Genomic DNA, 24,874 nt, shown 5'->3' on the forward strand with positions numbered 1-24,874 from the left:
GCATCGCTTCTGCCGATTTACTAGTCACCCCGTATACGCAGACACCGAATACACCTTGACCGCTCCTGCCTCATTTCCTCTGAGCAGCAGATGTGCTGTGTACCAGCTGCCGTCGTCATCCGGATCAATCGTCTCGCCTTGCGCTTTCAGTCCGCAGATCACGTCACCGGCTTTGAGGGAATCAGCTCCGAAACCACCGATTCCCTCCATCAGAGGCACCCCATTGCTCATGGTGTAATCCCCGAACTCCTCGGACACGACACCCATCAGCTCACAGGTGTCGACCGTTGCCCCGTCTTGAAGGGCCAGGTTGCGATAGGTCAGCGGGTCACTGGATGACTCGTCACCGATGACCTCATTCAGCCCTTGCATCACTTCTTCGGTGGCCATAGCGCCGGCGGCTTCGTCGTCACCCTTAGAGGCAGCATCAACGAACTTCTGGACGTCCTCGACCTTCGGGACCCGAACAGACTTTCCATCTGCTGTGAACAGAACATCTTGAGGTTCATACCCGCCCTTCGACCAAGCGAATCGCAGTTCCGCCGCGCCTTTGCGTTCAGCGGCGTTGTAATCTTCGTCCCCGTAGACGGCGATATTGTCCAGAGTGGCTGTCATATAAGGCCCGGTCAGGTCGATTGTGGAGAAGATGCTCCGTTTGAAGTCTGCAAGCTGGTGGAAGTCAGAGTCCCCGCTCCACGGCTCGATCGAAGTGACAAGATCGAGCTTCTGGTCGTAGACGCCGACCGAATCCGTCACCAAGTTCCCACCCGAATAGCAGACGAATTCGATGGCTACCAGCGGCTTCGGCGTCCCTATCGAGGGTGTGATGTCGTGCATGGCGACCGACTCTCTGAATTCTCCTTCTGCGGTCTTGCCATCAGTGAAGGCCTGCTTCGAATCCGTTCGCATAGCGAAGTCTGCGCAGGCAGGAGGAACGTCCAGGGTCGCGTTTCGGACGTCGTCCTTCGAGGGGAGCTTCGGTGCCGGCAGCACCGTGATGTTCTCATCGAATCCCTTGTCAGCAGTCACCACGCTGTCCTTCGACGAGTCCGTGAAGTCGAAAGTGCTCACCGCGCCCTCGTGCTGGATCCGCAGCTGGCTCCCGGCGACCATGAAACCCTCGGTTGGGGCAGAGACTTTCCACAGCTGGTCCCCGGTGGAGGTGTCGAGACCTTTCACTCCGTCCGAGGCGCCGATGATCAAGGTGCCCTCGACGGCTACCCAAGATGGAGTGACACGCTTGTCGCCGAGTCCGGTCACCTCGGCGGCGGAGGGATCGAGCTTCTGCGTCCAGAGGACGCTATCGGTGTTGACTGCGGCGAGGGTCTGGCCATCGGAGACCACCCACAGTCCGGTCTCCCCTGCCTGAGAACCTGCGATCTTCGAGACATGAGCCTCGGGGCCAAGACTCAGATCCTCATATGCATTGCCGTTCGGGCCGGCCAGAGTTCCATCGTCGTCGACATCGATGGGCACGCTTGACGACGCAGGATCGGGATCGACGTCTGTATGACGCTCAGCGGTCGTCATCGATCCGTCGCTGAGAGAGACTGATCGGTCTCCGCATTGCACAGCGTCCTCGGAAAGGCGGCAGGCGACTGGTGTGCCCAACAGCTTCGCCTCATCGACGGATGACTCTGCAATTTCCTCCGAGTCGAGAGACGCATCCAGCGGATCCTTGTCGCTGGTGTCGATGTCCTGATGCGCGACGGACACCGTCCAAGACGGTTCATCGCCTTCACCCACCCGTGTGAGAATCGATGCGGTCGAACCGATGAAGCGCAGAACCTGAGGAGTGGCGTCAGTGGCCTCGGCGGACCGGGACATCGGTGCGCCGCGCAGGCGCATGTCCTTACTCAATCCGCTGAAATCCATGACATCGGACTGGCTGGGCGTCTGGGCGTAATCAGGTTCCGGGTCGCCGAAAGGATTGAACCCGGAGAAGAAGGCGAAGGAGCCTCCCGCGATGAGAACCACGGTCACGACCGCGGCGATGCCGAGCAGTATTGGTGTGGACTTGGATCTCTTAGCTGCGCCCTGCTGCTGAGGTGGAGGCAGCTGTGGTCCAGGAGAATGTGGGTTGTCGCTCATACTGCGTCAATTTAACAGGAGAGACTGACGCGACTGCACGTGTCGTGCTCTGTTCTTTGGAACGTTTCCTGATTGCAACTGGGGAAAGGGAACTCCATCGACGAACCGGCCGAGAATTCGGGCGTTGTACGACTTGGAGCGGTTTTCGTTCGGTTCCTCCGCGAGACCCCCTCGCTCATTCCCGACAACCAGACTTGTAGAGTTGGGGCAATGACTGGGCTGCATCCACGACTCCACTCTGTCACGACCTATTCTGGCCATGCGCGACGCCACGGCTATGCCGTCACGGTTCGCCACTGCCCCTGGCGGACGAAGGTTCTGGCCCTGAACATCGATGGCGTCGACCATCCTTTCGAAGCCGACAGCAGTGAGACAGCGGCGAACGGGGTCGAAGCCCGCGTGCGCGGCTGGCTCACCGTTCGCATCGTCGTCCGGAGGCCGACCGTCGAGGGGAAGGTGGTCAATCGCGAAGAGATCCATGTGACCACCTCGGCGCTCGGCGGCGCCGGTGAGGCAGAGGTGCACTCGGGTGACGACATCGTCCCGCTGCTCCCGGAGACGGGCAGCCGATCCGAAGCACGCGATCTCAAGCGCACGGCACACCCGACAGCATTCGCCCTCATCGCCGGACTGACGACAATCCTGCGTCTGGCCATCCCGCTCTTGGGACTCGGAGCGCTCCTGTCCTTCCTCACCGAACCGGTCAAGGCGTGGCTCTCTCGACATCTCACGCCGCTGCTCGAACCGATGTTCGACTGGGTGGCACGTGTGCTCGAACCACTCAGATTCCTGCTGGCTGCCATCGGCGGCTTCTTCGGCTGGCTGTTCGACCTCCTCTTCGGGTGGCTGCCCAACATTCATCTGCCCTTCGACATCCCCGACTGGATGTGGACGACAGCGAAGATCGCCCTGCTCGCGCTCATCGCGTTCTCTGTCAGCCGGGCCAACCTCAAACGTCGGAAGAGACTGCTGGAGGAAGCGAGCGCAGACACCGGCGATGACAGTCAGTAACCTCCTGATCTGGATCGGCACCAGTCGCGTGCAGCACACACAATCGCATAGAAAACAGAACGGAACGCCGCGGATTTCGATGATTTCCGAGATCACGGACAGCGGGGGCCTCGTATCCGCAGGAGTCTTTGTTCACCGTCATCCGCTTGTCCTATAGTCAACGGGAAGGCTGCGCCAACTGAGAAACGAATCGGGTCGAAGGAGACTGTATGCGATACGTCGTCGGGATCACCATGGACAAGCGTGGACGCGACGCCGTCTCCCTCGCCCTCACACTTGCCCGATCCACGCGTGCGCATCACCCCGTCGAACTCGACCTGGTCCACGTCATCCGCGGCGTCCCGCCGGAACAGGCAGGGTCGAAACCGGAACGCGAGTACCAGAAGCTCTGTCTCACCGAAGCCCGGCAGTGGATGGCGAAGGCCCATGATCTCGTCCCGAAGACCATCGATTCGACGACATCGATCCATTTCGCCGATTCCATGGCCGCGGGCCTGATCGACAAGGCCACCTCACGTCCCTGCGATCTCATCGTCGTCGGTGCGGCCAGTCACGGCCCCCTGCGGCGATTCACCGTCGGGTCGGTGGCCAATGCCCTCCTGCACTCCTCCCCGGTTCCGGTCGCTTTGGCGCCCTCCGGCTATCTGCCGCCCAGCCGCCTGACACGTCTGACCTGTGCACTGGGGATGCGCCCCGGCGCCGAGGTGGCCCTCAACGTCGCGGTCCAATCCTCGGTTCTTCATGACGTACCCCTGCGGTTGATCTCGCTCATCGCCCTCGACGCCCGTTCCGGGGCCGCGGAGAGCACCCACGCTGCCCGCGAACATGCGAAGACGCTTCTCCTGCGCGCCTCCCAGTCAGTCGCAGACGCCACCGAGGTCATGGTCGATGTCGCGCACGGCCGATCCGTCGAGTCGGCGATCGAAAAACTGACCTGGGACGACGGCGAGATCGTCCTCATCGGTTCGAACAGGTTGGCCCAGAATCGGTCGATCTTCCTCGGCACGACCGCCAACAAGATGCTTCGCAGTCTGCCGGTTCCGATGGTCGTCATCCCCCGCTATCACGCGCCTGATGTCACCCCCGAAAAAGACATCTCCATCTGAGCTGATGCCTATATGACCTCCCACGACGATCTTCCCGAATCCGCACACGGCACTCCTGCCCGATCACCGATTGAGATCTCGCTGGAATCGAGTGAGCCGCTCTACCGGCAGCTGCGTCGAGCTCTTGAGCATCAGATCCTCTCCGGGGTGATGAATCCGGACATCGCCCTGCCCTCGTCACGCGCCCTGTCCCACGAGCTCGGACTCTCCCGCAATACGGTCAATGCCGCAATCCAAGAGCTCGTCGCCACCGGACTCATCGAAGCGCGCTCTCGCAGCGGACACTTCATCAACACCAACCTGCTCAACGACGAACCGAAGACGCATGACCGGGCTCGCCTCTCCGACGGGCCCATCGACTGGGAGTCCAAGATCCGCCCGATCCCGGACAGGCATCTGCCGGAGATCACCAAGACGAAGAACTGGCAGTCGTATCCCTACCCATTCGTCGCCGGCCAAGTCGACCCGGAAGAGTTCCCCCGGCTCGCCTGGGTCAAGGCCCTGCGAACCGCCATGGACCCTGAGCACCTGCCGTTCTCGGTCCGCGACGCCATCGACGAAGACGACCCGCTGCTCACAGAACTGCTGTGTCAGCGCGTGCTGCCCAGTCGCGGCATCCACGTCGACGCCGACAATGTGCTCATCACCGCAGGATCCCAACAGGGACTCGACCTCCTGGCTCAACTGCTCGTCGGACCCGACACCACTGTCGGTGTCGAAGACCCCGGCTATGTCGATGCCAAACACGCCTTCACCCGTGTCGGCGGCCAACTGATCCCTCTGCCCGTCGACGCCCAGGGAATGATCCCGCCCGAGGAACAGCTCGACATCGTCTACGTCACCCCCAGCCATCACAGCCCCACCAACGTCACGCTCGACCCGTCCCGCAGACTGCAGCTGCTGACACACATGCGCCAGACCAATTCCCTCATCATCGAAGACGACTACGACTCCGAGTTCCGGTACCAGGGCAAACCCACCCCCGCGCTCAAAGCCCTCCCCCATTCCGACCATGTCATCTACCTGGGTTCCTTCAGCAAATTCCTCGCCCCCGGACTGCGGTTGGGCTACATCGTCGCCGAACCCGAGCTCATCGAGCGCATGCGCACCCATCGGCGCTATTCCATCCGCCACGTCCCGGGCCACACTCAGCGCGCCATGGCACTGCTCATCGACTCCGGACAGTTCCACCGCACGATCTCACGCCGACGAACCCAACTGCGAAAGAAATGGGAGACCCTGACCAGCGCGCTTGAGGAGCACTTGCCCTGGACCGTGCCGTTCCCGGCCGGTGGTGTCAGCGTGTGGATCCAGGCTCCACCGGAACTCGACTGCCGCGAACTGGCCGAAGAATGCCTGCGCCGAGGCGTCGTCATCGAACCCGGAGACCCCTTCTTCCTCTCGCCGGAGACCAACCTCAATTTCTTCCGCCTCGGCTTCGCCGCCATCGCTTGTGAGGCCATCGAGCCCGGAGTCCGCCTCCTCGGCGAGGCCATCGCCTCAGTCCTTCACCGTGCCTGAACGCTCATACCCCTCTGGCACCAAATAACTCGCAACGGACTGGGACTTCAGCGGGAACCAGATTGCCGCGAGAGTGATGACAAGCACACCAAAGACGGAGTGCCGGAGTCGGGACGACTCGACGTACCGACCCGAAAGACCGAATGGAGGGTTCGCGTGACGATCTCGGATTATGCAAATCGTGCCCAGCAGCATCTTTTCCCCCACTTCACCACTGGGAAGGTGTGGAATGACGAAGGTCTTCCGATCATCGTCGAGGGCAACGGGAGTTACCTCATCGACGAACGAGGCGATCGGTACCTCGACGGTCTGGCAGGCCTGTTCTGCGTGAACATCGGCCACGGGCGACAGGACATCCCCAAGGCCGCCTACGAGCAGATGAGTAAACTGGCGTACTGGACGAACTGGGGCTCAGCCCATCCGGCGGCCGTGGATGCCGCCACTCTCATCGCCGGCCACGCCCCCGGCGATCTCGACACGGTGTTCTTCGTCAACTCCGGTTCGGAAGCGGTGGAATCGGCCGTCAAGTTCGCTCGCCAGTACCACCGCACCCAGGGCCAGCCCGAACGCACGAAGATCATCGCCCGGGACATGGCCTACCACGGCACCACTCTCGGTGCTCTCGCCGTCACCGGCATCCCGGCGTACAAGGAGCCCTTCGGTGATCTCATGCCGGGAGTCTTCCACGTGCCCAACACGCTTGGCGAAGACGTCCCGGAAGGCGGCACCGCTGCCGATCTTCCCTCGATCCGGGCCATCAGAGAACTCATCGAACGCGAAGGCGGCGACACCTTCGCAGCACTGTTCGCCGAACCCGTCCAGAACTCCCGCGGTGCCCTCGTCCCACCGGCCGGCTACTGGCAGGAGCTGCGGAAGATCTGTGACGAGCACGGAATCCTCCTCGTCGCTGACGAAGTGATCACCGGCTTCGGACGGCTGGGCGAATGGTTCGGTTCGATCAAGTTCGACGTCGTCCCGGACCTCATCACCTTCGCCAAGGGATCGACCTCGGGCTACCTGCCCCTCGGCGGAGTTATCATCCGCAAACCGCTGGCGGAGGCACTGCTCGAAGCCCCCGGCGCCGGAGCGTTCACCCACGGCGCCACCTGGGGCGGCCATCCCGTCGCGACTGCGGTGGCCACAGCGAACCTCACCGCTCTGGCCGATGAGAACGTGCCAGGCAACGTCCGCAGCCTCGAGCCCTACTTCCAGAACGGACTCGACCGGATCACCGACTCCTACCGGTGCATCAAGGAGTACCGCGGCGCCGGGTTCTTCTACGCCATCGAGATGATGGCCGACCGAGAAACGGGGACAGAGCTGAGCCCGGAAGCGTCCCAGTCGGTGCTCACCGAGGTGATCCCGAAGGCGATGAAGGAGGTCGGTCTCATCACCCGCCCGGACAACCGCGGGGCCACGATGCTAGTCCTCTCGCCACCGCTGGTCGCCGACCAGGCCGTCCTCGACGATCTGCTCGACAAGGTCGATCACGTCATGGGTGCCGTCGACAAGCGAGTCGGCGCCTCGGCACTGTCGGCGGCAGTCTGAGGATCGCACCATGTTGAAGACACCGGCAGCACACAGTCAGAAGGACATCGCCACGGCACTTCCCGAGCCCGCCGATGTCGAAATCGACCCGATGCTGCTCGATCGGGTGCTCGAATCGTCCGGTCCCGGAGCGAGGCCCACAGTGGTTCTCGCGGAGTCCCACGATGAGCGCATCCTTCGTGCTGCCGGTGTCCTCGCCGAGGCGGGGCTGCGTCCCGTCCTCATCGGTGACCGGGATGAGGTCCTGGGTCGCGGCGAAAGGCTGGGCATCACGGGAGTCGACGGATGGAGCGTGGAAGATCCCGCCGCACTCGCAGCCGGAGCTCCCGGCGAACGCATTCGGCGCAAGGCGGAGACAAAGCATCGCCATCTCACCGAACAGTGGTTGGACGATACCGTCTTCCTGGCGGCTGCGGCCGTGGCAGAGGGACTCGCCGACGCCGCAGTCGCCGGCGCGGATCGCCCGACCGCTGATGTCATCCGGGCGGGTTTGGCGATCGTGGGGCTGGCTGCGGATTCGGCTGTGCTCAGCTCGTCGTTCCTCATGAAGCTGACCGACGGTCGGTATCTGGGCTTCGGCGACTGTGCTGTCGTTCCTGTGCCCGACGACGAACAGCTCGCCGCGATCGCCGTCGCCACCGCTGGGACCTTCGCCGCGATCACCGGAGCTTCGCCCTCCGTGGCGATGCTGTCCTTCTCCACAGCAGGATCTGCCCAGCACACAGACATCGACAGAGTCCGTCTGGCCACACAGCGGATCCGCAGCACCTGCCCGGAGCTCGATGTCGACGGCGAGCTGCAGTTCGATGCGGCGATCGTCGAATCGGTCGCGAAGACGAAGGCTCCGGACTCCGCAGTCGCCGGACACGCCAATGTGCTCGTCTTCCCGAACCTTGCCGCAGGCAACATCGGGTACAAGATCGCCGAACGCCTCGCCGGGGCCCACGCGTACGGGCCGTTGCTCCAAGGTCTGGCGGCTCCGATCAACGACCTCTCCCGCGGGGCGAGCGTATCCGACATCGTCAATGTCGGTCTCATCACGTGCCTGCAGGCACTCACCCCGGCCGCGGCGGTTCAGCAGCCGGTCCGAGAACCCACCACTGAACCCACGTTCACAGAGAAGTGACGAAAGTTAGGTGCCATGTCGAAATCAATAGAGAACCCAACACCGAATGCCGTGACCACACCATCCGGTCCTGGTGACGGCGAGCAACCCGAAAGGATGGCGAAGACGCTCAAACCGCATTGGGTCTTCGCCATCGCCCTCGGCTCCGCCGTCGGCTGGGGTGCCTTCATCCTCCCGACCGACTGGTTGGCGATGGGAGGCCCGCTGGGAACTCTGCTCGGGTTCACCATCGGTGCCGGGCTGATGCTCCTCATCGCCGTCAGCTACGGCTTCCTCATCCGCACCTTCCCTGTCTCCGGAGGTGAACTGGCTTACGCCCTCATCGGCTACGGGCGCGTCCACGGGTTCTTCGCCGGGTGGTTCCTCACACTCGGCTACGTCTGCATCGTCGCGCTCAATGCCTCAGCTCTGGCCCTGCTGTTCCGCAAAATCATGCCCTCTGTCATCGAACAGGGTTACCTCTACACTGTCGCCGGCTGGGATGTCTATCTGCCGGAGATCCTCATCTCCGTCACGGCGCTCGTCGTCTTCGCCGTCCTGAACATCAGGGGAACCGCACTGTCGGGCCGCATCCAGTTCTGGGCATGCGTGATCATGATGATCGCCGTCACGGCGATCATCATCTCAGTCGTGGCCAGCCCGACGACGCATTTCGGCAATATGTCGCCGGCACTGCCCGACGGTGTCAGCCCGGTCGCCGCGATCATCGCCATCGTCGCCATCGCTCCCTGGGCCTTCATCGGCTTCGACAATGTCCCGCAGGCGGCCGAGGAATTCGACTTCTCCCCTGCCAAAGCGCTGCGTCTCATCGTCCTGGCAATCATCACCGCGGCAGCTCTCTACATGGCAATGATCGTCTCGGTGTCGATGGCGGAGCCGTGGCAGGCCCTGGCGAATTCAGGATCCGCGTGGGGCACCGCCGACGCGGTCACCGGTGTCATCGGCGGATCGGGCCTCCTCCTGCTGGCCATTGCGATCACCATGGGCGTGAGCACCGGTCTCAACGGCTTCTACGTCTCGGCCAGTCGTGTGCTGCTGGCCATGGGTCGGGCACAGATGATTCCGCCCATCTTCGCCCGTCTGCATTCCAAGCACAAGACTCCCTACGTCGGCATCATCGCCGTGATGATCGTCTGCCTCATCAGTCCTTGGTTCGGGCGTGCGGCGCTGACCTGGGTCGTCGACATGTCGTCGATCGGTGTGACCATCGCCTACCTCTACACCTGCCTGTGTGCCTTCAAGATCTTCCGCCCCACCCATGAGGCGCGTGACCCCGAGGCTCTGCCGGGCATGTACTCGACGACGAAGAAGGTCCTGTCCGGTGTGGGTGCGGTGATTGCGATCATCTTCATGCTCCTCCTGCTCATTCCGGGCTCTCCCGGTGCTCTGGGCAAGGAATCGCTCATCGCCCTGGCTGTGTGGATCATCATCGGTGTCGTCTTCTTCCTCTCGCGCATCCGCCACAACAGAAAGCTCACCGACCATCAGGTCGATCGCCTTGTTCTCGGTGATATCCGTCCAACCGTCACTCGGTTCAGCGAGCGCGCCCAGATGCGTCGCGAAGGGACCTTGACAACGGAGAACTGAGACGCCTGAGAAAAGTCACATCGCACGAAGAGATCGGCCCGCTGCTGAGCGCAGCGGGCCGATCGTGTGTGTGCTCAGCGGCTGAGGACCGTGCGGAGGGCGTCGACGAGTGCGCGTACCGAAGCCGCATTGCCCACGTCCGAGGCGTCGAGCTCGACGCCGACAGGATAGATGATGTTCGGATCCGCTCCGAGGCCCACGCCGACGACTCCGATGTCGCCGGTTCGTCGCAGGCGAGCCACCGTCGCCTCGAGATCACGGGCCAGGTAACTTTCGCCATTGGCCTCGGTGGTCGCGGAGTCGGCAGGCAAGCCGTCACTGATGACGACCACAGCGGATTTCGCCGCCCTTTGGCTGCGCAGCCGCTCGAGCGCCCAACGCAGAGCCTCGCCATCGATGCCTTCGCGAAACAGCGAGGACTTGAGCAGACCGCCGAGGTGGGTCCGCGCTCGACGCCACGATGAGTCTGCGGCCTTGAGGACGATGTGGTGGACCTCGTTGAGGCGCCCAGGTTCACCGGGAGACCCCGCCTTCTTCCAGTCGCGTCGGACCCTGCCACCACTCCACGAATTTGTGGTGAAACCGAGGATCTCCGTGTTCACATCCAGTCGATCGAGTGCGGTGACGATGACGTCGAGGAGCGCACCGAGCCGGGACGCATGGGGTTTCATCGATCCCGAGAGGTCGAGCAGGAAGGTCACGGCGCAGTCCGTCTCGGCTCGCTGCGAGCGGCCGCGGAACACTCTGGGGTCTCCGGGAGTCGTCAGCAGCCGTGTCAGTCGGGAGGAGTCCAGAATGCCCTCATCGGCGTCGACGGCGTCGTGGGCATCGGTGACATCATCGACAACACTGTGCAGGCGGGTGACGACCGGAGCCAGCGGCACCGCGAGTCGAGCTGCTTCCTCAGCGATCGTGCGGCGGCCGCTGCGCAGGCTTTCGGCCCTGACCAGTTCGGTGATGTGGGAGGTCTTGTCGAAGCCGGGATCCCAGATACGATATCCCTGGGCGATGTGGAGGCGTCCACTCGCCGAATCCGGGGCAGGGGCGAAGAGCTCTTCAGTGACGTCGAAGACCAGTGGCAGGTTCGCCATCGCTCGACGTTCGCGCGTTCCGGTCCGCGAGCTTTCCCGATCTTCCAGGTCGGTGATCCGACCGGCGATCGTGCGTGCCAGGTCACGGGCCACCTCGGCGAAGGTGTGCTGGTCATGGCGTGTCGCCTTCAGCCGTGGCAGGTACGGGCCCAGATCGGGCGAGAGCTCGAATCGGGCCTCTTCGATGAGATCGGATTCGGCGGGTGTGATCGGCTCGCGGGTCAGTGCCGCTCGGGTGACCAGGATGACCGTGAACAGCAGCATTCCCAGATGGGTCTCATGGAGTCGGCTGCGAAGATATTCGCTGCGCCAGTCAGCATGGCGGAGCGACAGGTTGGCCCGGACTCCTGCCTGCGAGGCCAGGGATTCGCAACGAGTCTGTTCGAGGATCTCGACGAGGAGTCGTTCCTCTCCGGACTCGGGCAGCAGGCTTCGGTGAGCATCGAGGTCGCTGAATCGCCGGCGCATGGCCATGGCATCCGTGGCTCCCCGCAGCGAACCGAGACTCGATGTTCGAGAATCCGGATAGAGATGTGGTGCGTTCATCGCCAGCGTCCCCCGGGAGTCCACTGGACGATGCGCCCACAGGTCGACTCCGGGATCGCCGCTCAGCGCCCTGAAGACCGAGGCCAGACGCCTCTCCAACGCGGCTTCCTCCCGGTGGGACCGGGCCTGGGACGACACCGATTCCAGCATGGTCATCAGCTCGCCGCTGCTGTGTGACTGACACGCAGATCATCGCCGAAGCAACGCTGGTAGTACTCCGCGACGAGTGGATGCTCGGAGGGATCACAGCGGTTGAGGAAGGAGAATCTGAAGGCGAGTTCGACGTCACCGAAGATCACAGCATTCTGAGCCCAGGAGATGACCGTGCGCGGTGACATGAGCGCGGAGACGTCGCCGGCGGCGAATCCGCTCCTCGTCAGCGCCGCCACCTCGATCATCGTCCGCACCCCGTCGGCGCCGACGGTCTCCGCGGCTTCGGGCACCTGCCCGGTGACGACGAAGAACTCCTCGTCAGGGGCCAGGTAGTCGAGTGAGGCGATGATGTTCCAGCGGTCGAGCTGGGCTTGGTTGAGCCGGTTGACGCCGTGGTAGAGACCGTTGATGTTGCCCAAGCCGACGGTGTTCGCCGTGGCGAAGAGGCGGAAGTTCGGATGCGGACGGATCACCCGGTTCTGCTCCGTGAGGGTGAACAGCCCATCGCGTTCGAGCAGGCGCTGGATGATGAACATGACCTCCGGTCGGCCCGCATCGTATTCGTCGAAGACGAGAGCCATCGGGCGGGTCAGCGCATAGGGGATGACTCCCTCTTCGAAAGCTGTGCGAGGCTGACCGTCTTCGATGACGACCTGGTCCTTGCCCACGAGATCGGCGCGTGAGATCTGCCCGTCGAGGTTGACACGCATGAGCGGCCAGTTCAGACGCGCCGCGATCTGCTCGATATGTGTCGACTTCCCCGTCCCGTGCAGCCCCTGGACGAGCACTCGGGAACCATGGGCGAACCCTGCGAGGACCGCTCGAGTCACCTGCGGGTCGAACCGGTAGTTCTCATCGATGGTCGGGACCAGGTCACTGTCGCCTTCGAGAACTGGCACGGGCATGTCTGCATCAATGCCGAACATGTCTCGAATTCGTGAATCGTCGGCCATATGCGCGGTCCTTTCGCTGTCTGTGTGTCTGCGTATGCCTGGGGTTCAGGCCGAGGTAGCGGTCGCATCGTCGCGATCGATCTCGTTGAGAACAGCCATGCGCTCCGCTGCGGCACGGACCACCGGCAGGAGTTCGACGAGGTCCTCGATCGACTTGCGGATGACGGGGGCTTGGATCGCCAAGGCCTGATTCGAGCGGCCGATGTCGGTGGGGATGAGGACCGCCAAGCAGACGAGCCCATCCAGGTACTCCTGTCGGTCCAGGGCATAGCCGAGCTGACGGGCAGAACCGAGTTCTGCCTCCAGCACATCCGGGTCCGTGATGGTGTTCGGCGTGAACGCTCGCAGCTGTGAACTGGTGAGAAGCCGCCGGCGAGGGGTGTCTCCGTACTGCGAAGTGATCATCTTCCCACTCGCCGAGGCGTGGGTGGGTACGCGGCTGCCGGCTTCGAGATGCACGCGCAGTGGGTGCGAGGTCTCCACGCGATCGAGGTAGATGACGTCATTGCCGGAGACAGCCGTGAGATTGCAGCTCTCCCCGACCTCCTCGGCAAGCTGCGTCAGGATCATCCGCCGTGCTCCCTGCCGCGAGTCATTGAGCAGCACGTCCTCGGCTATCCGCCTCAGTCGGGCACCCGTGCCGTAGTGGCGTCCATCGCTGTGCCGAGTGAGCAGACCTGCCCCCTCGAGCTGCTGGAGCATCCGATGCAGGGTGGGTTTGGGCAGGCCTGTCTGCACGACAAGTGACTGCAGCGTGAAGATCTGATCTCGAGTGGAGATGAATTCGAGGAGCGACACCAGTCTCAGTGCGGGGGTCTCCCCAGCAAGCGAGAGACCCTCGTCGGTTGCCGGTTCTGCTGCATCATGCATGCTCGTCCTCCCATCCCCTCGGGCATCGTCATCGAGCCCTCAGGACATCGTCATCGAGTTCGGGCATCGCCGCCCGACTTCCATTGTTCCAAATTATCGTACCAAATGAAATCTTTTCCGGAACTTCGTTGACACAGCGACTCCCGGTCACTAACGTCAATCATGTTCCGCTTTTCGAAGTGATATGAACACAAATCCGAGACCACAAAGCAGTGGTCCTACGACGAACAGGAGACGTTGCAATGACGGAACTGGCCGATCGAACCGAAACAGCGGCACTCAGCGATGCCGCGAAACCACAGAAGATCACATCGTCGGAAGCATTTGTCGAAACGATGGCTGCCAATGGCGTCACCGACATCTTCGGCATCATGGGGTCGGCGTTCATGGATGCAATGGACATCTTCGCCCCCGCCGGCATCGACTTCATCCCCGTGGTCCACGAGCAGGGTGCTGCGCACATGGCCGATGGCTACGCCCGCGCTTCGGGCCGGCATGGCGTGGTCACCGGGCAGAACGGGCCGGGCATCTCGAACTGCGTGACGGCCATCGCGGCCGCCTTCTGGGCGCACTCACCGGTCGTCATCGTCACCCCGGAGGCGGGGACGAATTCGATCGGCCTGGGCGGATTCCAGGAGGCCAATCAGCTGCCGATGTTCCAGGAGTTCACGAAGTACCAGGGGCATGTCAGCAACGCGACCCGCATGTCGGAATTTACCGCCCGCTGCTTCGACCGCGCGAAGTCGGAGATGGGTCCGACCCAGCTGAATATTCCCCGCGACTACTTCTACGGGGAATGCTCTTCTGAGATTCCCCAGCCGCAGAAGATCGATCGCGGTGCAGGCGGGGCCGAAAGCCTGGAGGAAGCGGCCGAGCTGCTCGCCTCGGCGAAGAATCCCGTCATCGTCTCCGGCGGCGGCGTCGTGATGGCGAACGGAGTGGATGAGTGCATCACCCTGGCCGAGCGCCTGGGATCTCCGGTGGTCAACAGCTATCAGCACAACGACTCGTTCCCTGCCAGCCATCCGCTGTGGGCAGGGCCACTGGGATACCAGGGGTCGAAGGCCGGGATGACCCTGATCAACCAGGCCGATGTGGTCCTGGCACTCGGCACCCGCCTCGGACCGTTCGGCACACTGCCCCAGTACGAATTCGACTACTGGCCCACGAATGCCAAGATCATCCAGGTCGACGCCGATCAGAAGATGCTCGGTCTGGTCAAGAAGATCGATGTCGGCATCTGCGGCGATGCCAAGGCCGTCGCCGAGGAGCTCCTGGCCCGGCTCAATGATCGCGATGTCGCCGGTGATGCCACGAAGGCCCAGCGTGCGGAGCTCATCCGTGCCGAGAAGGAGGCCTGGGAGGCCGAGCTCGACTCGTGGACCCATGAGCGCGATGAGTTCTCCCTCGACACCATCGACGAGGCGGAGAAGGAAGAGGGCAATTGGCTCCATCCGCGTCAAGTTCTCCGTGAACTCGAGAAGGCGATGCCCGCCGATGTCATGGTCTCGACCGATATCGGCAACATCAACTCGGTCGCACACAGCTATCTCAGGTTCGAACGCCCCCGCAGCTTCTTCGCCCCGATGAGCTTCGGCAACTGCGGCTACGCCCTGCCGACGATGATCGGAGCCAAGCGCGCCGCACCTGAGCGTCCCGCCATCGCCTACGCCGGCGACGGTGCTTGGGCCATGAGCATGGTGGAGATCCTCACCGCAGTCCGCCACGACATCCCGGTCACCGCCGTTGTCTTCCGCAACCGGCAGTGGGGAGCGGAGAAGAAGAACCAGGTGGAGTTCTATGGCCGTCGCTTCATCGCCGGTGAGCTGGACAACGGTGAGAGCTTCGCCGCGATGGCGGAATCGATGGGCGCCGACGGAATCGTCGTCGACCAGCTCGACGAGGTCGGTCCAGCCCTGCAGAAGGCTGTGGAGGCACAGATGAACGAGGGCAAGACCACCGTCATCGAAGTCATGTGCACCAAGGAGCTCGGGGATCCCTTCCGTCGCGACGCTCTGCGCAAACCGGTACGCACGCTCGACAAGTACAAGGACTACGTGTGATCGTCGGTATAAGCTGACCGCTGCTCCGTGATGGTGTTGGGGCGCCGATGCCCAGTCAGGCTCGGCGCCCCGACGCCGTTTCACACCCCGTACCCCGATCAGCGGCTGGTCGACGACGCTGCCGACATTGCCGCAGAAAGCTGGACCTCAACGATGAACTCGCCCGAAAACATCATCTATCCGGCCAAGACAGTGAGGACTCTCGACCCAGCACGCCCCACCGCCGAGGCGATCATGGTGAGAGGCTCCCGGATCCGCGCCGTCGGCTCGCTCTCCGAGCTCCAGGCCTACGGGCCCTCACACATCGATGACCGTTATGCCGACTCCGTGATCTTCCCCGGAATGGTCGAAGCCCACGCTCACGCCAACAGCGGCGGGATGTGGGAGAACACCTACATCGGCTTCCACCCGAGGAAGGACCCCGCCGGTAAGGTCTGGCCCGGATGCACCAGCATCGACGAGGTGCTCGAACGTCTGCGCGAGGCCGATGCCAAGCTTGAGGCCGGCGAGGTCCTCAGCGCATGGGGGCTGGATCCGATCTTCTTCCCCGGAGACCGGCTCGACAAACGGCACCTCGACAGTGTCTCGACGACCCGCCCGATCTTCGTCAGCCACCAGAGCGGACATCTGGCCACGGTGAATTCGGCGATGCTCACCCACGAGGGAATCGACCGAAACTGCCCTGTCGAGGGAGTGGTCAAGGGCGGTGACGGAGAGCCCAACGGCGAACTTCAGGAACCACCGGCCATGGCCCTGATCACGAGCGCCTCGTCGCTCCTGGGTTCTCCTTTCAACGCCACCGCCCTGCGCAACTTCGCCGCAGACGCCTGCAACCACGGGGTGACCACCTCGGCGGACCTCGGCAATCCCTACATCATGACCGATGTGCTCGAAGAGCACCGCTCGGTCATCGATGACGAGGCCTTTCCCCTGCGATTGTCGCTGTTCCACCTCGGCGGCGGGATGGGCGCCGGCGGCGAGCCGACGACCACGGCGCAGAAACTGTCGGAGCTGGCCACGACCGGCAGCGACAAGATGCACCTCGGCGGGGTCAAGCTCTTCCTCGACGGGTCCATCCAAGGCTTCACCGCCCGGCTCCAGTCCCCCGGCTATCTGCCCGATGACGACAACGGCGTCTGGCTCTCTTCACCCGAGGAGTTCTATACGGCCTTCCGCGCCTACCATTCGGCGGGTGCGACGATCCACGTCCACTGCAACGGCGACGAGGCCACCGAACTCTATCTCGACACCGTGGAACAGGTGCTGCAGGAGGTTCCGCTCTGGGATCACCGGCATACGGTCACCCACAGTCAGCTGACCACCCCGGCTCAGTATCGGCGGATGAAGGCGCTGGGCATGTGCGCGAACATCTTTTCCAACCACATCTGGTACTGGGGCGACCAGCATCGCGATCTTATCCTCGGACCGGATCGGGCCGAGCGGATGGACGCCGCCGCCACAGCACTGCGCATCGGTGTGCCGATCTCACTGCACTGCGACACGCCCGTCACGCCTCTCGATGCGCTGGCCACGGCATCGTATGCGGCCGAGCGTGCCACCCCCAGCGGAAAGATCCTCGGTCGGCACGAGCGGATCGGCGTGCCCGAGGCTCTCGACGCGGTCACCCTCGGGGCCGCCTATATGCTCAAGCTCGATCACCTCGTCGGCTCTCTCGAAGCGGGGAAATTCGCGGATTTCGCAATCCTCGACCGGGACCCCTATGAATGCAAGCCCGCCGAGCTGCGCGACATCACCGTGCACGGATCCGTCGTAGCCGGCAGACACTTCCCTGCAGCAGGCTGAGCGATGATCGAGCTGACAGTGATCGGAGGCTACCTCGGGGCAGGCAAGACCACTGTGCTCAATGAGATTCTCGACCGTCAGGACGGCGAGCGCGTGGCTGTCATCGTCAATGACTTCGGTACCGTCAACATCGATGCCGAGATCATCGGCACCGGCGACGGCCGGACATGGGAGATCGCCAACGGATGCATCTGCTGCGACCTCTCGGACGGGATGGCCGCTGCGATCGAGAGCATCCGAAACACCGAGCCACCGGTCAGCGCCGTCTATATCGAAGTCAGCGGGGTCGGCCAACCCGAGGTCGTCGCCCGCTGGGGCTCTCATCCCGGGTTCGCACGTGGCGGATCCATCGTCTGCGCCGATGTCACATCCCTCCGCCGAGACGTCAACCGGAAATGGGTGGGCGAGACAGTCAGGTCCCAACTGCGCGGTGCCGACCGACTGCTGCTGACGAAGACCGACCTGGTCGGGTCGGAGCAGATCGACGAGGTCGTGCAGTGGCTGGACTCACAGCCCGACATCGACGCCGAGATCGTGAACCGTGACCAGGTCCTGGGTGGCGCGCGGACGCTGCGTACCTGCGAGCCAGGGGCGAACGCGGCTCCCCCGTCGGGGCGCTCGCCCACGGATCTCGCCAACAGCGCACCCACGTCTCATCCCCGTGCCGGTCACGAGATCCGCGACCACAGCTCCTGGTCGATCACGACCACCTCGGCGGTCGACTCGGCGCAATTACGCAGGCTCGTCCTCGACCTGCCCGAGACCTTCGTCCGCGTTAAGGGGATCCTGTCCGATAAGCGAAACCCCGGTCAGCAGATGCTCGTCCAATTCGACGGTGCGAGGTTTGAAACGGAGGCCTTCGCGTCGACGGACGGGGATGACGAGGACGATCCCCTCCGAGGCGAGGGCAGTCCGGACTGCGGCGTGGGTCGGTTGGTCCTCATCGCGACCGGTGACCATACCGGCACACCGGAAGCTGTGACCACGCTGGCCCATGCACTCGACGGCAAGGTCGACGACTAGGCCGAATCTGCCTGGACGATTGGAAAGGGAACAATGAGGTTCACCCACAGAACCATTCGGAATCACACACACGGCCGGCGCAGTCGCAGATCGGGACCTGCCCGTCTGCGCTCGTCGGCAGCAGCGATGACACGCTCATCTACGTAACCGGCTCCATCCCACGCGTGCTCAACCCTGCAGTGCAGTCGAGACTGGCGAGCGCCACGACCGGCACACAGCTCCCGAAACGCAGATGCGCACGATACGAGGCAATGACATCTCGATGATCGTCTCGGACCCGTGCGCCAGTCTCGACCCTCGCAAGACCGTGGGCAAGATCGTCGGCGATATGAGGAAGTATCCGCATCAGTTCTCCGGCGGTCAGCGTCAGCGCATCTGCATCGCTCGGGCCTCACTCTCAATCCCAGCCTCATCGTCGCCGATGAACCGGTATCGGCCTTGGACGTCTCCGTCCGTGCGACGGTGCTCAATCTGATGCTCGAGCTGCAGCAGGAGTTCGAGCTGTCCTATCTCTTCGTCAGCCGCGACCTGGCCGTCGTCGAGAGGATCGCGCACCGGGTCGCGGTGATGTACCTGGGGCAGATCGTGGAAATGGGACTGCGGCGCCAGGTCTTCGAGAACCCGCAGCACTCGTGCACGCGGCGACTCATGGACGCGGCGTCTCATGGACGCGGCGTCTCGTACACGCGACTCCGATTGCGGACGCCGGATCAGAGACGCGAACGTGCCCTCTTCCCGGCGGGTGAGAGCCCCAGTCCGGTCTGGCCCGAGGACGAGGGACCGGAACGGGTGACACTGCGCGACCTCGGGGGTGGGCATCTGGTCGCGGTTGAGCAGCAAACTACTTGATGCCGAGAAATGTCGCGCATCGTGGCCGAGCTTGATGAACCTGACCACCGAGGCCACCAGGACCTGCCAGTCTTATGAGGTTCCGTCGACCCCGAGGAACTCACGCATCGCCGGCAACTCACGGCGTGATTGGGACAACCCCATACGGTGCGCCGCGGCGAGGCGGGAGAGGTCGCGGGTACCGTTGTCGACCGGCATACGCTCCGGGGCGAAGACATGGGCCTTGCCTTCCGCTTCGAGTGCGAAGATGCGTTCGCGTGTTTCGTTGTACCGTTTCCACCTAGTCAGCAGCGCCTCGCCCAACGCCGGGTACCGCCGGAACATGCTGCGGTAGACCGCGGGGAAACGCTGCGGTACCTTCCGGTACGAGCGCTCCTGGGTGAGCACGATGACGAACTTCTCAAAACCTTCGCGCTGGGCCTGGCTCAGCGCGATTCCACCGCCCTCACCCATCGCCCCGTCGACGTACACATGCCCGCCCAAGTGAACCGGGGGCATGAGTCCAGGCATCGTCGAGGACGCACGGACACGGATCATCAGGTCTTCGATGTGTGGCGTGTCTTTTCGTGACCACACGACATCATCACCGGTGACCGCATCGAATGCAATGATCCGCATGTCACCGGTACTCGATTGGAACGACTCCCAATCAAACGGCAAGGCTTGGTCGGGGCCACCAGCCTGTTGATAGATGTACTCCGCGTTGAACATGCCCTGTCCGCGAGCGAAGTAACGCAGACCGCCGAACTGTTCGTCGGCGGCGAAGTCGACGAACGACCGGCGGGCCCGACGTGCGTCACCGGACAGATAGTTCACCGCGTTCGACGCCCCCGCGCTGATGCCGGCGACCCAATCGAAGGCCAAGCCTGCGTTCAGCAGCGTGACCACCATTCCACTTGTCAGGGACGCCCGCATGCCGCCGCCTTCGAAGATGAGGGCCGTGTCGCTGATGCGCGTCGTGTCAGCCGGTCTTGTCACCTGGTCTGGGCTCGTCATGTCCGTCATCCTAACGAAGGTGCCGACCGGAAACCGCAGAGGGCCTGCCTGTGCTCGCCTCCCCAGCTGAGTACTGACCCCGTCGCACCGGGGTGTTGACACCCTCGATTTAGGTGCTCTCGTGAAAGCGCCTGATAGACCGGTAGCGAGGAATGAAATCGAACAAGGAGGACAACCATGAAACTGGAAAATGAGACTTTCATCGTCACCGGCGGCGCCTCAGGCATCGGCCTGGGCATCACTCGTCGTCTGATCTCGGAGGGCGGACGAGTGGTGGCCGTGGATATCGACGCGGCGGCGGGCGAGCGCCTCACCGAAGAGCTCGGCGACAAGGCGCACTTCGTCCACGGTGATGTCACCGATGCGCAGATCGCCACGACCTCAGTCGCCGAGGCACTCAACGTCTTCGGAGGCCTCAATGGTCTGGTCAACAATGCTCACGCTTCACGGCAGAAGCCGTTCTTGGAACTCGAGCAGTCGGACTGGGAGCTGTCCTTCTCAACAGGGTTCCAGGCGACATTGAATTTCATGCGAGCCGCTCATGATGAACTGGCCAAGACCAAAGGCTCCGTGGTGAATTTCGGCTCCGGTGCCGCCATGAGTGGGCAGGTCGGTCAGGCTGCGTATGCGGCAGCCAAGGAAGCCATCCGCGGCATCAGTCGTGTCACCGCCAACGAATGGGCTCCCGAGGGCATCCGGGTCAATGTGGTCTCCCCACTGGCACTGACTCCCGGGGTCGAGGCCTGGAGCAAGTCTCAGCCGGCCCAGTATGAGGAAACTGTCGCCAAAACTCCGCTGGGCCGCTTCGGAGACCCCGAGACCGACGTCGCTCCTATCGTCGCCTTCCTCCTGTCCTCCGACGCGCAGTACATGACCGGGCAGACGCTCATGGCCGACGGAGGCACCCAGAAGCTCTACTGATCCAGGGGGCGAAGGCCACCGGCCGGACATGACAGCGAGAACGCACAGACAGTGAGCGTGAAGTCCTCTGATGATGTTCGGCCGGCGAGTGCTTGAGTCTCTAGCCCAACCCTTCCCACATCATTCGTTGCCGCAACGCAGGTGCCAACACCAGAGCGGCGATGACGCTGCCGACAAGCAGCACCCATGCCCCGAAATACGTGAAGAGCTTGAGTTCGGGGGCAAGCTGCGGCCCGAAATTCGCGGCCATGAGAATGACCCCGCCCAGGATCAGAGCCGTGGACACGATCACCTGGATGAACTGCTCGACCGTGGACTTGAGCAGGTTCTTGATCGTTGAAATGTTCAACCCGCTTGTACCGACATCAAGAGTGCCGTCCTGCAGATGCCCGGCAATCCGGGAGAGTTGGCCGGGCAGCTCCGCGATCTGTGGAGCCACAGCGGCCGCGTAGAGTGCTGCCTCCTGTCGGTCGACACCCAGTCCCCCGACTTCGCGCAGAAGGCCGCGCCCATTCTGCGTCACCAGGGCCAGCAGATTGAGCTCGGGGTTGAGCCTCGTGATCGAACCCTCCAGAGTGCTGATGGCACGGAAAGCCGTCGCCACCGACACCGGCATCGGGAACCCGAAATCCACGACGAAGTCGATGAGCTCACCGAACAACGCCGCCGAGGTCGACCCTGGCATCCCATCCCCGTATTTGAGCAGGATCTGTCCGATCTCGCGCTGCAGCTCTCTCAGATTGACGTCGCTGGGAGTGCCGAGGAGATCGAGGATTGCGGCCGTCGCGGCCTGGGAGTTCTGCGAATCGAAGGCCATGAGCAGCAGTGCGATGGCCCGTCGGTCACGTTTGTCGATCCGGCCCACGGCGCCGAAGTCGACGAGACCAGCTCTGCCAGCGGGTGAGATGACAATGTTGCCCGGGTGCAGGTCGGCGTGGAAGATTCCTTTGCCCAACACTTGGCGAACGACCATGAGGAAGAGGTCCTGGGCGATCTCGTTCCTGGCCAACTCCGAAAGGCCGTCGACAACCTCGGTGGCGTGTGAGAGGGGAACACCCTCGATGAGATCCATGACGATGACGAACTCGCCGGAATACTCCTTGTATACCCGCGGAATGGTCACCTTCGAGTCCGTCCCCGAGGTGGAACGGCCGGTCTCGTCGGCCTTGCGTAGAGCTTCGATATGGCCCAGTTCGCCGCGATAGTCGAGCTCACCTTGGAGGGAGTCGACGAAGCTTCGGGCCAACTTCCCAATACCGACCTTGCTTGCCCAGTCGGTGGAGCGTTCGAGTCGTTCGGCCAAGGTCAGGACGATATCGCAGTCGGCCCGCACCTGTTTGCGGATCTTCGGTCGTTGCACCTTCACGGCGACGACCCGGCCGTCCCAGGTCACGGCGCGATGGACCTGCGCAACCGAAGCAGCGGCGAAGGGAACTTCGTCGAACTCTGCAAACACCTCGGCGACGGGCCTGCCCCACTGGGTCTCAAGCTGCTCCTTCACCTCGGCGAACGGCACGGGTGGAACACCGGCCTGCAGGGTCGAGAACTCTTCGACGAATTCGTGGGGAATCATGTCACCGCGGGTGGCGATGAACTGTCCGAGCTTGATGAAGGTGACACCGGCCGCCGCGAGCGCATCTCGAGTTGTCGATGCGATCTCTCGCAGGGAGACCCGCAGCGTGGGGATCCGCGGTTTGAGGTAGCGGGAGAGACCGAACTGGATGAGGATCTTCTGGATCTGTGCCAGGCGACTGAACCGGCGGTACCAGGTGGGAATCTTCGGCGCTGAGCGCAGCAATGACGTCAACGACCCGGTGGGCATGACGAGTTCGATGGCGAGCAGGACGAACATCTGGATGACGATGAACCATGCGAAGAGGAGGAGGAAGATCATGATCGCCGGGAAGCTCATGTCCAGCGTCGGATAGCTGCCTCCTTCAGCGACACCCAGCAGCCGGTAGGCCTGCAGGGTGATCGGCCAGATGGAGAGACCAATGGCCAGGGAGACGATGATGTTGCGGGCGGCCCCCGTGCCGGTGAACATCATGCGCCGCACGAGGAACCCGACGATGAGCGCGTTGATGAGGCCCAAACCGATGGAATAGAGGATCGTCACCCGTCAAGCCCTTCTGTCGTTCGATCAGATGTGCGCTCTGACTGTGGCCGGCGTGCCGACTCAGTTGTGCGCCGCCACCAGCCTAGTTGATCAGGCGAGCGTGAGATTGAGAGTTTGCAGTGCATCGGGGAGCCAAGGAACTGGCCCGAGTCCTATTTCAAAGCCGGTCAGTCGGCGCTCCCTTATACCTCTAAGGACAGCACGGCATCCCGTAGTCGACCATCCTCTCGCGAAAGGCCACCGATAACCTCGGCAAGTCTCACCTCGGTCTGCACCATTCGACTAGTGCCGCCCCGCTCTTCGTCTCGAAGCGAGACGAACACCCGAGAATAGTCAGGGTCGTGAATTGGGTCTGCCACTCGCTCGTTCTTTACGGCGGCGGTGGGCCCGAACTCAAGATAGATCGCTGGCTGTGCATCAGCACGTTGCAGTTCAACGCACCATTCCCACTGTCCGACGAGCTTGGTCACGACCTTCTCAATTCGCCCTTTATTGACCGCACCATTCACTTGCTCCACAAGGACGGACCGCGCGAAGCGCCGCAACCCATCTTTCACTGTGGCCAGCGTGGTGCGGCTGTCTTCGAATTGTCGCCGGGCATGCTCGGCCACTAGCTCTGCAAACTCTCGCGTTACCCGGTCCCGTGGCCGATACCCATACCGTGCAGACTCGCCGGTCTCGCATATGGCTTTGATGAAGGAAACTTGATCGTCGACGTCCACTGCCGCTGGGCCTTTCACGAAGTATTGAACCATCTGTCGGATGAAGAAGAGCTGGTCTGGATGTTGCCGACACCACGACCCATCGCGTTCAACGTGGGCCTGAAGGTCGGAAAGAACATCAGCATAGGTCACGATGCTGGCTTGTTCCCAGCCGTCTCGTTGCAGGTGGGCTTCGTGGCGATGGCAGAGCAGAACAACGGCTGTTGCCCTGCCGTCGGTGGCCCCGTGGGCGAGATACCGCTGGTAGTCATGGCCGTGTCCATCCGAGGTACCGTAATTCTCAATGACGACCGCCGCATCAGACCTCGAGAGAACGATGTCGGCGATATCCATGCCAGTTTCGCCAGCGATGTCCTCACCCCCTAGAGTGTTGACTTCCTGGATTACGCGGTAGCCACTGGGCGGCAACTGCGCGTCGTCCCGTAACTGGCCATTGACTCTCGCGAGGAAAGCGCGCTGGAATGCATCTCCGAGCTTATGAGTGGCATCGGTGGCCAACAGCCAGGCGAAAATATTCGAAAGCTGCTTTTCGTGGGTGCCATGGTGCATCACTCGAAAGATATTGAACTGCTCGCCCAAACTCCGAGAGAGTCCAGGTAGGAGCATCGTGACAAAATCGTTCATGTCCGTTGAGAGTCGGGCCATAGCCCAATGCTAAGCCACAGGTGATGCCAGTGTGGGCCGTTGACATCTGGACATTATCGACAAAGTCGCTAGGCAAGAGATTTCATTATCAAGGTAACACGCCTGCATGGAAGTCCAAAGATAAACAGCGGCG

Annotated in this window: 18 protein-coding genes; 11 read left to right on the plus strand and 7 right to left on the minus strand. The window is 62.9% G+C overall.

Annotation, left to right across the window (positions count from 1 at the left end; all coding sequences use genetic code 11):
* Window positions 1–24: 24 nt before the first annotated feature.
* Window positions 25–2,091, minus strand: a complete 2,067-nt coding sequence (locus AAFP32_RS10225; RefSeq protein WP_350269045.1) for a hypothetical protein — start codon at window positions 2,089–2,091, stop codon at window positions 25–27.
* A gap of 210 nt (window positions 2,092–2,301) precedes the next feature.
* Between AAFP32_RS10225 and AAFP32_RS10230 the strand changes: the two genes are divergently transcribed.
* From AAFP32_RS10230 to AAFP32_RS10255, 6 genes are all read left to right on the plus strand, one after another.
* Window positions 2,302–3,102: a hypothetical protein gene (locus tag AAFP32_RS10230; RefSeq protein WP_350269046.1), complete on the plus strand. Its 801-nt coding sequence runs from the start codon at window positions 2,302–2,304 to the stop codon at window positions 3,100–3,102.
* A gap of 209 nt (window positions 3,103–3,311) precedes the next feature.
* Entirely contained in the window at window positions 3,312–4,208 is an 897-nt protein-coding gene (locus tag AAFP32_RS10235; protein WP_350269047.1) for a universal stress protein, read from the plus strand.
* A 12-nt stretch (window positions 4,209–4,220) separates the two neighbouring features.
* On the plus strand, window positions 4,221–5,729 hold the full coding sequence (locus AAFP32_RS10240; RefSeq protein WP_350269048.1) for a PLP-dependent aminotransferase family protein: 1,509 nt from the start codon (window positions 4,221–4,223) through the stop codon (window positions 5,727–5,729).
* Between the two features lie 156 nt (window positions 5,730–5,885).
* Complete coding sequence (locus AAFP32_RS10245; protein ID WP_350269049.1) at window positions 5,886–7,277, plus strand: aspartate aminotransferase family protein; 1,392 nt, start codon at window positions 5,886–5,888, stop codon at window positions 7,275–7,277.
* Window positions 7,278–7,287: 10 nt separating this feature from the next.
* Complete coding sequence (locus AAFP32_RS10250) at window positions 7,288–8,403, plus strand: phosphotransacetylase (RefSeq protein ID WP_350269050.1); 1,116 nt, start codon at window positions 7,288–7,290, stop codon at window positions 8,401–8,403.
* A 15-nt stretch (window positions 8,404–8,418) separates the two neighbouring features.
* On the plus strand, window positions 8,419–9,990 hold the full coding sequence (locus AAFP32_RS10255; RefSeq protein ID WP_350269051.1) for an APC family permease: 1,572 nt from the start codon (window positions 8,419–8,421) through the stop codon (window positions 9,988–9,990).
* A gap of 74 nt (window positions 9,991–10,064) precedes the next feature.
* Here the strand turns inward: AAFP32_RS10255 and AAFP32_RS10260 are convergent, their stop codons facing one another.
* The 3 genes from AAFP32_RS10260 to AAFP32_RS10270 are packed head-to-tail and all read right to left on the minus strand — an operon-like array spanning window position 10,065 to window position 13,603.
* Window positions 10,065–11,783, minus strand: a complete 1,719-nt coding sequence (locus AAFP32_RS10260; RefSeq protein ID WP_350269052.1) for a cobaltochelatase CobT-related protein — start codon at window positions 11,781–11,783, stop codon at window positions 10,065–10,067.
* Window positions 11,783–12,733: an AAA family ATPase gene (locus AAFP32_RS10265; RefSeq protein ID WP_350269053.1), complete on the minus strand. Its 951-nt coding sequence runs from the start codon at window positions 12,731–12,733 to the stop codon at window positions 11,783–11,785. The genes AAFP32_RS10260 and AAFP32_RS10265 overlap by 1 nt, the downstream gene beginning before the upstream one ends.
* A gap of 45 nt (window positions 12,734–12,778) precedes the next feature.
* A complete protein-coding gene (locus AAFP32_RS10270; RefSeq protein WP_350269054.1) occupies window positions 12,779–13,603 on the minus strand; it encodes an IclR family transcriptional regulator in 825 nt (274 codons plus the stop codon).
* 242 nt (window positions 13,604–13,845) lie between these two features.
* Here AAFP32_RS10270 and xsc point away from each other — a divergent pair, with 242 nt between their 5' ends.
* From xsc to AAFP32_RS10290, 4 genes are all read left to right on the plus strand, one after another.
* Window positions 13,846–15,666 (plus strand): sulfoacetaldehyde acetyltransferase, encoded by a 1,821-nt coding sequence (gene xsc, locus AAFP32_RS10275; protein ID WP_350269055.1) that lies wholly within the window; start codon window positions 13,846–13,848, stop codon window positions 15,664–15,666.
* Between the two features lie 153 nt (window positions 15,667–15,819).
* Window positions 15,820–17,469, plus strand: a complete 1,650-nt coding sequence (locus AAFP32_RS10280) for an amidohydrolase (protein WP_350269056.1) — start codon at window positions 15,820–15,822, stop codon at window positions 17,467–17,469.
* A gap of 3 nt (window positions 17,470–17,472) precedes the next feature.
* Window positions 17,473–18,492 carry a CobW family GTP-binding protein gene (locus AAFP32_RS10285; protein ID WP_350269057.1) on the plus strand — a complete coding sequence of 340 codons (1,020 nt, stop codon included), beginning with the start codon at window positions 17,473–17,475 and terminating at the stop codon, window positions 18,490–18,492.
* Between the two features lie 438 nt (window positions 18,493–18,930).
* On the plus strand, window positions 18,931–19,341 hold the full coding sequence (locus tag AAFP32_RS10290; RefSeq protein ID WP_350269058.1) for a hypothetical protein: 411 nt from the start codon (window positions 18,931–18,933) through the stop codon (window positions 19,339–19,341).
* A gap of 72 nt (window positions 19,342–19,413) precedes the next feature.
* On the opposite strand, the gene AAFP32_RS10295 is transcribed toward AAFP32_RS10290, so the two are convergent.
* Window positions 19,414–20,337: a patatin family protein gene (locus tag AAFP32_RS10295; protein ID WP_350269059.1), complete on the minus strand. Its 924-nt coding sequence runs from the start codon at window positions 20,335–20,337 to the stop codon at window positions 19,414–19,416.
* A gap of 177 nt (window positions 20,338–20,514) precedes the next feature.
* Here AAFP32_RS10295 and AAFP32_RS10300 point away from each other — a divergent pair, with 177 nt between their 5' ends.
* On the plus strand, window positions 20,515–21,258 hold the full coding sequence (locus tag AAFP32_RS10300; RefSeq protein WP_350269060.1) for an SDR family NAD(P)-dependent oxidoreductase: 744 nt from the start codon (window positions 20,515–20,517) through the stop codon (window positions 21,256–21,258).
* Window positions 21,259–21,358: 100 nt separating this feature from the next.
* On the opposite strand, the gene AAFP32_RS10305 is transcribed toward AAFP32_RS10300, so the two are convergent.
* Together AAFP32_RS10305 and AAFP32_RS10310 are read right to left on the minus strand one after the other, a co-directional pair.
* Window positions 21,359–23,374, minus strand: a complete 2,016-nt coding sequence (locus AAFP32_RS10305) for an ABC1 kinase family protein (RefSeq protein ID WP_350269061.1) — start codon at window positions 23,372–23,374, stop codon at window positions 21,359–21,361.
* Between the two features lie 182 nt (window positions 23,375–23,556).
* On the minus strand, window positions 23,557–24,741 hold the full coding sequence (locus tag AAFP32_RS10310) for a PD-(D/E)XK nuclease family protein (protein WP_350269062.1): 1,185 nt from the start codon (window positions 24,739–24,741) through the stop codon (window positions 23,557–23,559).
* Window positions 24,742–24,874: the final 133 nt, after the last annotated feature.

This window comes from Brevibacterium sp. CBA3109 (genome assembly GCF_040256645.1).
GTDB lineage: Bacteria > Actinomycetota > Actinomycetes > Actinomycetales > Brevibacteriaceae > Brevibacterium > Brevibacterium koreense.